Annotated in this window: 9 protein-coding genes; 1 reads left to right on the forward strand and 8 read right to left on the reverse strand. The window is 62.6% G+C overall.

The window, feature by feature from the left end:
• Nucleotides 1-2: 2 nt before the first annotated feature.
• From ACWAT4_RS24175 to ACWAT4_RS24185, 3 genes are all read right to left on the reverse strand, one after another.
• Nucleotides 3-1787, reverse strand: coding sequence for a DUF6538 domain-containing protein (locus ACWAT4_RS24175; protein ID WP_449728247.1), 1785 nt, complete (start codon nucleotides 1785-1787; stop codon nucleotides 3-5).
• A gap of 346 nt (nucleotides 1788-2133) precedes the next feature.
• Entirely contained in the window at nucleotides 2134-3264 is a 1131-nt protein-coding gene (locus ACWAT4_RS24180; protein ID WP_212425753.1) for a sterol desaturase family protein, read from the reverse strand.
• A 276-nt stretch (nucleotides 3265-3540) separates the two neighbouring features.
• A complete protein-coding gene (locus tag ACWAT4_RS24185) occupies nucleotides 3541-7761 on the reverse strand; it encodes a M10 family metallopeptidase C-terminal domain-containing protein (RefSeq protein WP_449728248.1) in 4221 nt (1406 codons plus the stop codon).
• 241 nt (nucleotides 7762-8002) lie between these two features.
• Between ACWAT4_RS24185 and ACWAT4_RS24190 the strand changes: the two genes are divergently transcribed.
• Nucleotides 8003-8746, forward strand: a complete 744-nt coding sequence (locus ACWAT4_RS24190) for an outer membrane protein (RefSeq protein ID WP_212299223.1) — start codon at nucleotides 8003-8005, stop codon at nucleotides 8744-8746.
• Between the two features lie 55 nt (nucleotides 8747-8801).
• On the opposite strand, the gene ACWAT4_RS24195 is transcribed toward ACWAT4_RS24190, so the two are convergent.
• The 5 genes from ACWAT4_RS24195 to ACWAT4_RS24215 are packed head-to-tail and all read right to left on the reverse strand — an operon-like array spanning nucleotide 8802 to nucleotide 14560.
• Nucleotides 8802-9773 (reverse strand): Bug family tripartite tricarboxylate transporter substrate binding protein, encoded by a 972-nt coding sequence (locus ACWAT4_RS24195; protein WP_449728249.1) that lies wholly within the window; start codon nucleotides 9771-9773, stop codon nucleotides 8802-8804.
• A 60-nt stretch (nucleotides 9774-9833) separates the two neighbouring features.
• The gene (locus ACWAT4_RS24200; protein WP_449728250.1) at nucleotides 9834-10964 is read right to left on the reverse strand and encodes an iron-containing alcohol dehydrogenase; all 1131 of its coding nucleotides are present in this window, start codon (nucleotides 10962-10964) and stop codon (nucleotides 9834-9836) included.
• Nucleotides 10965-10977: 13 nt separating this feature from the next.
• Nucleotides 10978-12015, reverse strand: a complete 1038-nt coding sequence (gene pdxA, locus ACWAT4_RS24205) for a 4-hydroxythreonine-4-phosphate dehydrogenase PdxA (protein WP_212443805.1) — start codon at nucleotides 12013-12015, stop codon at nucleotides 10978-10980.
• Nucleotides 12012-13118, reverse strand: a complete 1107-nt coding sequence (locus ACWAT4_RS24210) for a four-carbon acid sugar kinase family protein (protein ID WP_449731252.1) — start codon at nucleotides 13116-13118, stop codon at nucleotides 12012-12014. The genes pdxA and ACWAT4_RS24210 overlap by 4 nt, the downstream gene beginning before the upstream one ends.
• 2 nt (nucleotides 13119-13120) lie before the next feature.
• Nucleotides 13121-14560 (reverse strand): FAD-binding oxidoreductase, encoded by a 1440-nt coding sequence (locus tag ACWAT4_RS24215; RefSeq protein ID WP_449728251.1) that lies wholly within the window; start codon nucleotides 14558-14560, stop codon nucleotides 13121-13123.
• Nucleotides 14561-14580: the final 20 nt, after the last annotated feature.

Consider the following 14580-nt stretch of genomic DNA (forward strand, 5'->3'; position numbering starts at 1 on the left):
CCCTATAACGGAAACGATACAGCCTCGATCATCATCACGCGGTCCCGCAGCGGACCTTCCGGTAAGACGCCATAGCGTCCCGTCGTGCTCGCCTTGGTGTGCCCCAATAGCACGCCATGCTGCTCATCCAGATAGCCAGCAGCGCGGAACGCATCCGTGACGTTGTGCCGGAAGCTATGGAAGTTGACCCGCTTGTCTAGCTTCACTCCGACGGCCTTGAAATATCCATTGAAGAACTTGGAGGCCTCGCCGAAATAGCCGCGCTTGTCGCGCTCGACTTCTGGAAACAGCCGTTGCTCACCCCGTGCCACCAAGGCGGTATGGTAATCGAGGAAGCCTAGCTCGATCAGCCTGGAATGCACCGGCACCACGCGCATTGACCCACCCGTCTTGGTGGATTTTGCAGAGCCGTCTTCCTCCTCGTCCCCGACCTCGGTGATATGAAAGATCCATACCCCGTGAAGCTGCCGCACGTCGGCCGTTAGCAACTGGCACAGCTCGCCCAGGCGCGCACCGGAATAGATCGCGATCAGCGGAATCCAGTAGCGCCAATCTCGGATGGCGATATTCCCCGGCTTGCTTTCGGCGCCATCGCCAAGGCATGTGCCGAACAAGGGCGAGTTGAAGACCGCCTGTAGCTGTTGCTCATTGAACGGAAACCGGTTCTTCTTTCGCTTATCGATCGACAGATACATGCCGCTCATCACGTCATCGTCGATATACTCGTTCTGGAGCAGCCAACGCGCGAAGCTGCCTAGCGCGGCGAGATATTTGTTCACGCTCTTCTGGCTGATCGACGGTTTCTTGACCGTGGCGTTCGCCTCGATCACTTTACGGAATGACATGCCTTCGAAAGCTTTGCTGTCCGCCGCCTTCACTGGCCAACGCGCAAGCTCCTGCTTCCAGTTGCGAACCGCTTTGCGCGTGATAACAGAGACGTGCGACGACTCGCCGACGAACTCGGCAAAGAGTTTCACGATCTTGCGGTTTTGATCCCAGGTGTCCGGCCGCGCGTCTCCAATTCGCTCAGCCTTGAACTTGTCGTAAAGCTCCATCAGCGTTTCGCCCGGAGCGGCAATCCGTTTGCCCTGCGTGAGATCGGCGGGCACTACGATCGGATCAGAGGGGGCACCGGCCCAGTTGCCGACATCGCGTTCGGCGGCCCGTTCCAAAACCTCGATCTGGGCGCGCTGTAACCGCTGGCATAGATCGCGGTAGGCAGGCGTGCCCTTTGCGATCAACAGGCGCTCGCTCTGAATCACGTCATCGGCCTTCCATTCGATCAAGGCCGTCTCCCCGGTCGCAAGATGCTTCTTAAGCTCGGCAAGCTGGACGGAACGGCGCTCGCGATCCGTCTTCGCCCGCTCATTCATGGCGAGAACGTCAATGGCGGCGTTCAACTGCACCAAAGGATCATCAGTCCAGGCGACGCGGCCGGCCTGAATATCGGCAGCAAGCTTGCCAGACGCCTCCTGCACGTCCGCTGCGGTAGGCAGGGCGGCACGCTCACGGCCGTCCTGGTCCAGTCCAGCCTCATAGTGCGACCACACTGCCGCCTGGAGATCCGCAGTTGACGGCTCGCGGCGTTGCTCCAGGTCAGCGAACTGGGCACGGAACGCAGCGATCACCGGCGCCGCTCTGTCACGTGCTTGTCGAGGGTCCGTCGTCTTGAGGGATTGCCAGATCTCTTTCCGCTTAAGCACCGGCTGAAGCTTCAACGGCACACCGACGCGGACATAGTAGGAGGTGCGACCAGGACGTTTTTGGATGTTCGTGGCGATCGACATTCGAGTCCTCGTAACCGTGACTCGTAACCACTACTCGTAACCACTCAGCCGGAAAAGCTGTTTATTTTCATGCCATTATTGAAATCGTTGAATTTTTGCTGGGGGTCCTTCGGGTCCAGGTTCCCCAGCCAGCCCAATCCGGTCGTATTCTCAGCTACTCAGACCGACCAGCGCGAGCCCGCGGCCCGCATCTTCCCGAAATTGCTCGGCGGACAGTTCTACTCCAGTTGGGGTCACCGGAATTGCCGGTGAACGCCGGTCACCGGCGTCGTTCCGCCTCACCCGATGTTTCTCGGTGAGTGGACGCGCTGCCATTCTCATGCTGGCAACAGCGGAACGCGCCTCTTCACGGGTCCCGATGTTCGAGGAATTCCTTCACCGGCCCGACAAAGGGGTGCAGGAACTGGCCGAGCATGCCGCCCGGGATCGGCTTCACGGTGCCGTATTTGACCGGCCAGCGGTCTTTGGGCAGGTGCCAGGTTCTGCCCAGCATATCGAACAGCGGCGTGTGTGCCGCGTAGTTCTTGTCGATGGCCTCGGCGTCTGACGCGTGGTGCCAGTGATGGAATTGTGGCGTGACGATCACGTAGCGCAGCCAGCCGACATCCATCTTGATGTTTGAATGGATCAGCACCGATTGCACAGAGATGAAAATGAGATAGGCGAAGATCGTGTCCTGCGGGAAGCCGAGCAGGACGATAGGCACCAGCACCAGGGCGCGCGTTGCCAATGGCTCGAAGAAATGGAGGCGCGATCCCGAGAGCCAGTCCATGTGTTCGGGCGAATGATGCACCGCATGGATTCGCCACAACCACGGCACCTCGTGATAGGCGCGGTGGGAGATGTATTCGACTGCATCGGCCGCCAGGATCACCAGCACGAAGCGGATGATCGCCGGCAGGGCCACGACATGCGCTTGCAGTGACGGGCTGATCGCCCAGGCGAAATAGTCATGGGCAAAATGCGTCGACACCACCAGGAAGATGCCGATCAGCAGATGGTTGACGCCGAAATAGGCGAGATCGAGCCTCCAGCCGGGGCTGAGCGGCCCTTGCTCCGGCCGCACCCGTGGGAAGATCCACTCGAGCAGCACGAAGGCCGCGCCGGTGAAGAATAGATCGAGCACCAGCCAGTCGAGGCCGAGATAGACGCGCGGCTGGAGAAAGTCCGGTGTCGGCACGTAGGGCCCGCCAAGCAGCGTGGCGAGGAAAAGCGCGCTGAGGCCGATCGTAGCGCTCACCCGCGGGCCGCCAAGCACGATCCCGATGACGCCGAGCCAGGCACCGACGACCATGGCGATCGCGAGAGTGAGGCGGAGCAGCTCGACGTCGTAATGGACGCGCAGTTCAGGCGTCGTGAGAAAGGCGGGGTAGCGCAGGCATAGCACCGCAGCGACGCTGAGCACGCCGATCGCGGCGCAGAGAGAACTGCCGATGCGCCCCTCGCCGATGCGCGGCCTCGAACTTTCTTGAGCCATCAATGGTCTCCCAACAATGATTCTGGAGCGCGTCAGCATAGCCAAGAACGCCCTGCCCGTATGCCCACAGCAACCGGTCAAGCGCGAATCTGTTTAAAACGTCCTTAACCTTAGGATTATCCGGGACGACGCAGATCGTTCGATAAGTATCCAAGAACTCCAGCCATGCTCCTCTGGCTCCGCCAACTGGCTGAAACCAGCCTGCTCCGTGTCGGTAGGCTCTGTCGAAGCCGTCGCGGAGCGCGGCCGTCCTGCCCGCGACCTTCGTCCACTCCCTTACAACAACCAATGGAAGTCGTGCCCGATACCGACAGCCAAGGCGTTGCTTGTGTCTTGATCTACGCTTGTCGAAACAGTTTGCTGCGCGGCAAGCGGCGCCGCGCTCGCTACGGTGTTGACATGAAAATTGCTGTAGAAGCCTCCGCCGGAATAGTCCTGGCCGTCAAAGACCTTCACATAGAGATCATCCGAGCTCCCACCGCTGCCAGCGACGAACGTCGTCTGGGCGAGTTGCGCCGCGGTGATGGCGTAGCCAGTGCCTGATGGCACCACCGTGCCATTGACCACGAAATGGCCGCTGCTGGCGGCCGGCGAGTTGTCGTAGAGGTAGTAGGTCAGCGTATCGTTGTCGGCATCGCTCGCACTGAACAGGCTCGACGCCGCAAACGTCTGCCCAGCGGTTGCGGTGACGTTCGCAGACGGGATCGTCAGCATCGGCGCGTGGTTGGCGACGCTGATATGGAAATTGCTGTAGAACCCGCCGCCGGAATAGTCCTGGCCGTCATAGACCTTCACATAGAGATCGTCGACGCTTCCGCCGCCGCCAGCGACGAACGTCGTCTGGGCGAGCTGCGCTGCGGTCACGGCATAGCCGGTACCGGATGGCACCACTGTGCCGTTGACCACGAAGTGGCCGCTGCTGGCGGCCGGCGAGTTATCGTAGAGATAATAGGTCAACGTGTCATTGTCCGCGTCGGTCGCGCTGAACAGGCTCGACGCAGCGATCACCTGCCCTGCGGTGGCAGCAACGTTGGCTGACGGGATGGTCAGCACCGGCGCATGGTTGGGCGCCACATTGACGTGGAAATTGCTGTAGAAGCCGCCGCCGGAATAGTCCTGGCCGTCATAGACCTTCACATAGAGATCATCCGAGCTGCCGCCGGCGCCGGCAACGAACGTCGTCTGCGCGAGCTGCGCCGCGGTGACGGCATAGCCGGTGCCCGACGGGACCACCGTGCCGTTGACCACGAAGTGACCGCTGCTGGCGGCCGGTGAGTTGTCGTAGAGGTAGTAGGTCAGCGTGTCATTGTCCGCGTCGGTCGCGCTGAACAAGCTCGACACGGCGATCACCTGCCCTGCGGTGGCGGCAACGTTCGCTGACGGGATCGCCAGCACCGGCGCATGGTTCGGCGCGACGTTAACGTGGAAATTGTTGTAAAAACCGCCGCCGGAATAGTCGTGGCCGTCGTAGACCTTCACATAGAGATCATCGACGCTTCCGCCGGCGCCGGCGACGAACGTCGTCTGGGCGAGCTGCGCCGCGGTGATGGCGTAGCCGGTGCCTGATGGCACCACGGTGCCGTTGACCACGAAGTGGCCGCTGCTGGCAGCCGGTGAGTTGTCATAGAGATAGTAGGTGAGCGTGTCGTTGTCGGCGTCAGTCGCGCTGAACAGGCTCGATGCGGCGATCACCTGCCCTGCAGTTGCGGTGACGTTCGCAGACGGGATCGCCAGCACCGGCGCGTGGTTGGCGACGCTGATATGGAAATTGCTGTAGAACCCGCCACCGGAATAGTCCTGGCCGTCATAGACCTTCACATAGAGATCATCCGAGCTCCCGCCCGCGCCGGCGACGAACGTCGTCTGGGCGAGCTGTGCGGCTGTAACGGCGTAGCCAGTGCCCGACGGGACCACCGTGCCGTTGACCACGAAATGGCCGCTGCTGGCGGCCGGTGAGTTGTCGTAGAGGTAGTAGGTCAGCGTATCGTTGTCGGCGTCGGTCGCGCTGAACAGGCTCGACGTAGCGATCACCTGCCCTGCGGTGGCGGCAACGTTGGCTGACGGGATGGTCAGCACCGGCGCATGGTTCGGCGCGACGCTGACGTGAAAATTGCTGTAGAATCCGCCACCGGAATAGTCATGGCCGTCATAGACCTTCACGTAGAGATCATCGACGCTTCCGCCCGCGCCGGCGACGAAGGTGGTCTGGGCGAGCTGCGCCGCAGTGACGGCGTAGCCGGTGCCGGACGGCACCGCGGTGCCGTTGACCACGAAGTGGCCGCTGCCGGCAGCCGGTGAGTTATCATAGAGGTAGTAGGTCAGCGTGTCGTTGTCGGCATCGCTCGCGCTGAACAGGCTCGACACGGCGATCACCTGCCCCGCGGTCGCGGCGACATTCGTGGACGGGATCGTCAGCACCGGCGCGTGGTTGGCGACGCTGATGTGAAAATTGCTGTAGAACCCGCCGCCGGAATAGTCCTGGCCGTCGTAGACCTTCACATAGAGATCGTCGACGCTTCCACCGGCACCGGCAACGAAGGTGGTCTGGGAGAGCTGCGCCGCGGTGACGGCATAGCCGGCACCGGATGGCACCACCGTGCCGTTGACCACGAAGTGGCCGCTGCTGGCAGCCGGTGAGTTATCATAGAGGTAGTAGGTCAGCGTGTCATTGTCCGCGTCAGTCGCACTGAACAGGCTCGACGCGGCGATCACCTGCCCTGCAGTTGCGGCGACGTTCGTGGACGGGATCGTCAGCACCGGTGCGTGGTTGGGCGCCACGCTGACGTGGAAACTGCTGTAGAAGCCGCCGCCGGAATAATCCTGGCCGTCAAAGACCTTCACATAGAGATCGTCAACGCTTCCGCCGGCGCCGGCAACGAACGTCGTCTGGGCGAGCTGTGCCGCAGTGACGGCATAGCCGGTGCCTGACGGGACCACCGTGCCGTTGACCACGAAGTAGCCGCTGCTGGCGGCCGGCGAGTTGTCGTAGAGATAGTAGGTCAGGGTATCGTTGTCGGCATCGCTCGCACTGAGCAGGCTCGACATGGCAATCACCTGCCCGGCGGTGGCGGTGACGTTCGTGGACGGAATCGTCAGCACCGGCGCGTGGTTGGGCGTAACACCAACGAGGTCGGCTGCCGTGATCGTCAGCTTGCCGATGAGGTCGATGGCAAAATCCGCGACGCCGTCGCCGTTGGTGTCGCCCTGGAGGACCGTGACGCCCCGCGCGCCATCATAATAAAAGTTGAGCTCGCCGGCCCTGCCGTCAAAGGCCGAGACGCCAATGAAGTGAAAGGAGTCGCTTGCCGCCGTGCCGGGGATGGCGTCCATGGACGACAGGTCGATAAGATCAACGCCGGGAGCAAAGTCAGTGATCTGATCATGCTGGCCGACCGCTGGCGAGCTATCGCCGGCCGCAAAGACGAAGGTGTCGGCTCCGTCGCCACCCGTCATGACGTCGACACCGGTGCCGCCGACAAGGGTGTCATTGCCGCCGCCGCCGGAGAGCGTGTCGTTCCCGGCGCCGCCATTCAGGACATTGGCGATGGCGTTTCCGATGATCGTGTCGTTGCCGGAGCCGCCGATCGCATTGTCGATGTAGGAACGCACGTCGCCGTTATAAAGATAGGCGTTGTAGACATTGCCCGACGCGTAATGGCCGTCGCCAAGATAGGCCAGCTGCGCGGTCGAGAACACCGACGACGCACCGGGATTGAGATTGATGGTCAGGTCAGTCGTGTAATTCGACAGGTCGTAGGTATCGACGCCGTTACCGTCCCAGATGGCCTCAAAGATACGGTTGGCCGAGCCGCCGTTACCGTCACCCGGCGCAAGCTGTCCGACGCCGTTGATGAACTCCTGCCCGGTCGTCGGACTCCAGGTGTAGACGGTGTTGCCGCTCTGCGTGTTGTAGTTCGCGCCATACATCGTCTGCAGCGCGAGGATATCGTTGGCCATATAGGTCTGAGGATATCCGTAGTCTTCGTTGCTATAGCTGCCCGTGACGGCACCGCCTGGGTAACTGCGATAGCTCATGACAGTATATTCGAGACTATCGTGGTTCGTCGGCACCGTTACGTCTGCAACGCCGCCGGCGTCCTGACTGTGTTTCAAGCCAAAGGAGTGACCGAGTTCGTGAAAAGCGTCGGCAAAATAGTAATTTCCCGGTGCAGCCTGCGAAAAATCATACGCGGTGCCGAACCAAGCATCTCCGCCCTCGGCGTATACGGGGTCCGGCAGGTAGGCCCACGAGGTCGGATTCACCACCGACGTCTGCGCGACCATAATGTCCGCGCCATCAGTTCCGGCGAACTGCACGACCAGATTCGTGTAGCTCATCACCAGGGCTACAGCGTAGCTTACCGCAGTTTGCAATGCGGCTGGGATCGCCGAGAAATAGGGATCCGTGGTTTCACCATAACCGTAATCGGCAGGAAAATCTGATGGGGAATCCGGAAAGCTGTAGGTGACGAGACCGGACCAAGCCGTACCTCCCAACAGGCCATCAATATCTTGATTGCCCGTCGCGGCGACAGACACAACACTCGCCATAATCCAAAACCCCAATGCCTTGAAAGGTAGCAATCAAAGGCAATCAACTTTCGATCCAGTTAAGTGGCTTTCCGGCACGGTGGGAGCCGACAGCCCAGGTGCGGCTCAAACGGTTTTGCCGTCAAATTAACCGAGGATTAACCATAATTGCCCGAATGCGTATGGGAGGTTACGGCGGGGCATTGGGATGATTCGACCAGCACGATTGTTTCGCGCGACGGTTCTTACGGGAATGATATCGTTCCTTGTCGCGCCTGCCCTCGCGGCAGACCCTCCCATCGACCCCGTTCCGGCACCCAAGAGACCATATCCAACGTTCGGAGTAGCTCCAGCGTTTACCTGGACAGGGTTCTACCTAGGCTACAATCTGGGAGCCGCATGGAATTCCCAGAAGACAGTTACCACCTTCAGCAGCCCCTGGAACACGACAAACATCGGCTTTATCGGTGGACTTCAGGCGGGCTTCAATTATCAGATCAGCTCCATCGTGCTCGGTGCTGAGATCGACGGCGACTGGATGAGCGCAAGCCCCTCCTCATCGAGTCCCTCTACTCCGGGACCGGCCGGACTGACCAAAACAACCGGACAGTTCAATTGGGCATCAAGTGTCGGACTGCGCTTTGGTTATGCAGCCAACACGACGCTGTTTTACGGCAAAGTGGGCTACGGTTGGGTCACTCAGACGCTCGCCATCAACTCGCCGCTGGCGCTGGATACCACGACCACTTTCGTTTCCAACACCAACGGCGGCGGACTGTATGGCGGCGGCGTAGAGTTTGCGTTTCCGGGAACGCAGTGGACGGCAAAGGCCGAATACAACTACATCACGCTATCTCAGCAGAAGTTCGTCGTGAGCTCTCCCAACACGGTCATCGTCACTCCAACGCTGCAGACTTTGAAGCTTGGAATGAACTATCGGTTCGCGATGTAAATTCGGCTTGCCGCCGAAATGAAGCTGAACAGCCCGGCCCTCAGGTACACGCTCTCTACTCCAACTTGATATTCGCGGCCTCGATCACCTTCTTCCACCGCTCCGTCTCGGAGGCGATGTAGGCTGCGAACGGCTCGGAATCGACCGCGACTGCGGTGGCGCCGAGCTCGGCCATCTTCTGCACTGTCTCCGGCTGTTGCATGAAGGCGCGGATCTCGGCGGAGAGCTTTTCGACGATCGGCTTCGGCGTGCCCGCGGGCACGAAGAAGCCGTGCCAGGCCACCGCCTCGAAGCCGGGCAGGAATTCGGCGACAGCCGGCACTTTCGGATCGAATGCAGCGCGCTTCGGCGTTGCGGTTGCAAGCATCGCGAGCTGGCCGGTCTTCACCTGCGGCAGCAAGAGCGGCACGTTGTCGAAGGCCAGATCAATCTGGCCGCTGAGCAGATCGGTCAGCATCTGGCTCGAGCCCTTGTAGGGCACGTGCACCATCTTGGTGCCGGTCATCTGCTGAAACAGCTCGCCGGCGAGATGCTGCGAGGTGCCGACGCCAGCCGAACCGAACGAAACCTTGTCCGGATTCGCCTTCAGATAGGCGATCAGCTCCGGCACGGTCCGCGCCTTGATCTTGTTGGGATTGACGACGAGCACGTTCGGCACGACGCTGATCTGGGCAACCGGCACCAGATCCCTATCCGGCTGGTAGCTGAGCTTCGGCCCGTACAGCGACGGATTGATCGCAAGCGCCGACGTGCTGGCCAGTCCGAGCGTGATGCCGTCGGGTGCCGACTTTGCGAGCCGCGTCACGCCGAGGATCGAGCCGGCGCCGCCGACATTCTCGACCACGAACGGCTTGCCGAGCTTCATCTGCAAATGGTTGGAGACCATGCGCGCAAAGATGTCCGCGGTGCCGCCAGCGGCGAACGGCACAATCACCGTCACCTGCTTGGACGGATAACCGTCCTGCGCCTGCGCCGGCGACATCGCCAGCAGAATTGCCGAGGCAAGGCCAAGCCACATCGATCTCATCGAAGTATCCTCTATTTTCAGCGTCGTTGTTGAGATGCCGCGAGCGCGTGGCGGAGATTATTAGAACGCGACCTCGTACATGCTCAGGATCGCATCCCGGCTCAAATCGCGCGGATTGTTGTCGAGCAGGCGGCGAATAGCGTGCGCCTCGTCCGCCATCACGCCGAGATCAGTCTTGGGCACGCCAAGGGCCGAGAGCCGCATCTCGACGCCGAGATTCTTGCAGAATGCGTAGGTCGCATCGAATGCATGTTTCGGATCGGTCTGCTCCGGCAATCCGAGCGCCGCCAGCACCGCGACCGTCTTCGCTTCGACCGCCGGCATGTTGAACGCCAGCGTGTGCGGGAAGATCATCGCACAGGCGAGACCGTGGGCAATATGGTGACGCGTGCCGAGCGGATACGCCACGGCGTGACCGGCGGTGGTGTTCACCGGCCCCAGACAGTAGCCGCCATAGAGCGAGGCGAGTGAAAGACCGGCGCGGGCCTCGCGATCACCGCCATCGGCGACCGCGCGCTTGAGGTAGCGCCCGACCAGCCGCGCGCCCTCGAGAGCATAGAGATCGATGGTCGGATGCGCCTTGCGGCTGGTGTAGGCCTCGACGCAATGCGCCAGCGCATCGACGCCGGTGGCGGCCGTAATTTCCTTCGGCACGGTCATCGTCAGATCAGGATCGACGATGGCGATATCGGCCAGCATGAATCGGCTCTGCACCGCCTGCTTGTTCTGGCTGACGGGATCGGTGACCAATGCGCGGGTGCCGGCCTCGCTACCGGTGCCCGAGGTGGTCGGGATCTGCATCAGCGCGACACTGCGGCCGGCGACCTTTTCCGGCCCGACGATGTCGGCGAAGGCGACGTCACCCGTACACATCACCGCAACCAGCTTGGCAAGATCCATCGCGCTGCCGCCGCCGAAACCGACCACGAGATCGGGCTTGGCATCTTTCGCCATCGCCACCGCTTTCTCGAGATTGGGCAGGTCCGGCTCCGGCTTCACTTCGCCGAACACCTTCACCGCACCTGGCAGCGCCAGCGTGTCAACGCGGCGCGCATTGAAGGGATCGGAAATCACCAGCGGCCGCTTGGCACCGATCCGCTCGGCGAAACGCGCGGCGGCACCGATTGTACCGTTGCCAAACTCCAGGATGGTGGGGCGGAGGATTTCGATGGGCGTGAAGGCGTTGGTCATCGTGGGCTCGATCTCAAGACTTGGAAGCGGTGCTGCCTGCGGCCAGCCGCTCGGCATAGTCGATGGCCTCGATCAGGCTGTGCTCGTTGGCGATGCCTTTGCCAGCGATATCGAAGGCGGTGCCGTGATCGACTGAGGTGCGGATGATCGGCAGGCCCAGCGTGATGTTGACGCCGGAGAGCTCCTGCCAGCGGCCCGTGGCGGGATCGACCTGGAAGCCGAGCAGCTTGACCGGGATGTGCCCTTGGTCGTGATACATCGCAACCGCCGCATCGAACTGGCCGGCGCGCAGCTTGACGAAGATGGTGTCGCCGGGCACGGGACCGACGACGTCGAGGCCGTCGGCGACGGCCTTGGCAATCGTCGGCGCGGAGACGTCGATATCCTGCCGGCCGAACAGACCGCCCTCGCCGGCATGCGGGTTCAGCGCAGCGATCGCGATCTTGGGCTTCGCGATTCCGAGCCGGTGCAGCGCGTCGTTGGTGAGATCGATCACCATGCGCAGCCGCTCCGGTGTCAGACGCTTCGGCACGTCTTCCAGCGCCACGTGGGTGGAGACATGGCTGACGCGCATGTTGCCGTGGGCCAGCAGCATCACGGAGCCGCGCACGCCGGTGAGATGCGCGAGCATCTCGGTGTGACCCGGGAAATGATAGCCGGCCTTGTTGAGGGCTTCCTTGTTGAGCGGCGCCGTGACGATGGCTCCGGTTCGGCCGGCCTGGGTCAGCCGGACGCCCTGCTCGATCGCTTTGTAGGCAAAGCGGCCGCCATCGGCGCTGAGCACGCCGGGCTTGATCGGATCACCTTCGGCGTCGGCCTGCAGGTAACAAAGGTTAGGCCAGTCGCGATCGTCGGCCGTGACTTGCGGAATCGCGACGCGCGCGCCGAGCGCGGTCTTTGCACCGTCCAGCGCCGCACCACTGCCAATAATCAGCAGGCGCAGATCGCCGCTTGCGATCCGGTCCTTCAGGCCAACGCAGGCCTTGACGATGATCTCCGGACCGATCCCGGCGGGATCACCCATGGTAATGGCAAGATGACGAGAGGTCATGTCGGACTCTCCATGTTGAGCAGATGATTGTCCTGCAGCAGATCGCGCCACAATTCGCGCGCACCGAACGCTCCGGATTTCGAGATGACATCGACGCCGGTCCACCGCCCGCCTTGCAGCACCGAGCGCGGCAGCCCCGGAACGATGCGCCCTGTCACCTGGAGCGCATGCGCGCCGACGGCAAGGCATACGGCCTTCAGCGTCTCGCCGCCAGCAACGATCAGGGTTCCGGGCGGATCAAGCGCCGCGATCAGCGTTGTCAATTCGTGCGCGATGCGCTGTGCCGCCTCTGAACGCGGAAGGCCCTCGGGAAGCGCGAATTTCACCATGGCCACGCCGGCGTCGATCAGCTTGCGCTGAACGATCGCGCTGCCCTGCCCCTCGGCCAATGCGATGGTGGCTTCGCCACATGCCGCGAGTTGGGAAGCGGTCGTCGCCTGATCGGAGCCGAACAAGCCCAGCACTGGTCGCTTCAGCGCCAAAGGCGTAGTGGAACCATGATTGCGGGCAAGCGCGCCGGCCAAACCACCACTGCCGCACCAGAGCACGGGCCCGGGCATCCGCCGGGCTATTTCGACGACCCGGTCGAGATCGAGGTCACTCTCGGCATCGAAGACCTGAACACCGCCTTGCAGCAAGGTGTCGGCGCTGCCCCGCTGCGCGCCAATGTCTTCTTGTCTCAACTGATCCAGCAGATTGTCGCCGACGCGATGCCAGTCGCCTTGCACGGTGCGTGCATATTGCTGGGCATCCACGGTGCGGCGCCCCTGATAGTCGAACGCAGGCGCGACGACGCATGACGCCCAGTGGCCAGAATCCAGACAGGCGCCGAGCTCGGCCGCCCAGGCGCCGCGGAGCAGGCTGTCGACCTTCTTGTAAGCGATCGTGCCGTCACGAAGCAGCGGCGCCAGCCGCCCGACTATATCTACGCTGTCCGCCTTCGAACGCTCCCTCGTGCCGCTGTCGATCGCAAGGCTCGACGAGACTGAAGCTACGGGCGCATCCGCCCAGATGACGTCGAACGGTCCGCACAGGCCGACGAACTCCGCCGCGGTGTCGAGCGCGCCGGTGAGATCGTCGGCAAGCAGGCGGACGCGTGTCATCGTCATGCCGCTCCCGCGCCAAAGATCTTGCCGGGATTCATCAGGCCGTACGGATCGAGCAATTGCTTGATGCTGCGCATCAGCTCGATGTCGAGCGGATCGGCGACGCGGGCAAGCCGGCCACGATTGGTGATGCCGATGCCATGCTCGGCGCTGATCGCCCCGCCCTGCGCCGCGGTCTCGTCATCGACGATCTCGTTAATTTGCGCCACCAGCGCGGCCGTCGCGGTCGGATCCTGGCAACGCGCACGATCGATCAGCGCGATGACGTGGATGTTGCCGTCGCCGATATGACCATGCATCACGACGGTGGCATGCGGCACGGCCGCCTTGATCCGGGCCTCGACATTGGTGACGAACGCCGCCTGGCGCTCCAGCGGCACCACGCTGTCATGCGAGACTACATAGCCGCTGCGCTTGTTGCCCTCGGATACGCTATGCCTGACGGCCCAGATCGCCTTTGCCTGCGCGAGGTTCGAGGCCAGGATCGCGTCTTCAGCGAGTCCGGCTTCCATGGCGTCCGCAAGCACCGCCGCCAGCGGCTCGTTGAGGTCGACGCCCGCGAGCGCGTCGGTCAGCTCGACGATCAGATACCATGGTGTCGTCAGCGCGAAGGGAATGGCGACGTGCGGCACGGTCGCGGCAATTGCCTCGATCTGGGACCGGGACATGATCTCGAGGCTGCCAAGCCGGTCGCCGACAGCGCCGCGCAGGCGTGCCATGATCTCGAGCGCCTGCTCGACACCCTGCAATTTCAGAAGCGCCAGCGCAGAACTGCGCGGTGGCGCAAACAGTTTCAGCACCGCGGCGGTGACGATGCCGAGCGTACCTTCCGCGCCGATGAAGAGTTGTTTGAGTGCATAACCCGTATTGTCCTTGCGCAGCGCGCGCAGGCCGTTGAACACCCGCCCGTCCGGCAACACGACCTCCAGCCCAAGCACGAGATCCCGCGTCGGCCCGTAGCGCAGCACGGCAGTGCCGCCAGCATTGGTCGAGATGTTTCCGCCGATCTGGCAAGAGCCCTCGGCGCCGAGGCTCAGGGGAAAATAGCGATCGACATCGCGGGCCGCACTCTGGACGTCGGCGAGGATGCAGCCAGCTTCCACCGTGACGGTGTTGGCGAGCGGACTGATGTCGCGTACGGCGCGCATACGGTCCAGCCGGATCACGACATTGCCGGCGCGATCATCCGGCGTCGCGGCCCCGCACATGCCGGTGTTGCCGCCCTGCGGCACGATCGCGAACCGCTTCTCGGCGCAATATCTGACGACGGACGAAACCTCCGCGGTCGAGCCGGGCTTCACCACCGCAACGGCGCGGCCGTGATAGCGTCCGCGCCAGTCCACCACATAGGGCTCCTGATCAGATCCGGGCGCAATGACGTGCTTGTCGCCGACGATGGCGGCGAGCCCGGTCAATGCATCCCGGAAAGTGTCGGACATCGGACGCCTCGTCGTCTGCC

It is taken from the genome of Bradyrhizobium sp. T-1, from assembly GCF_053592855.1.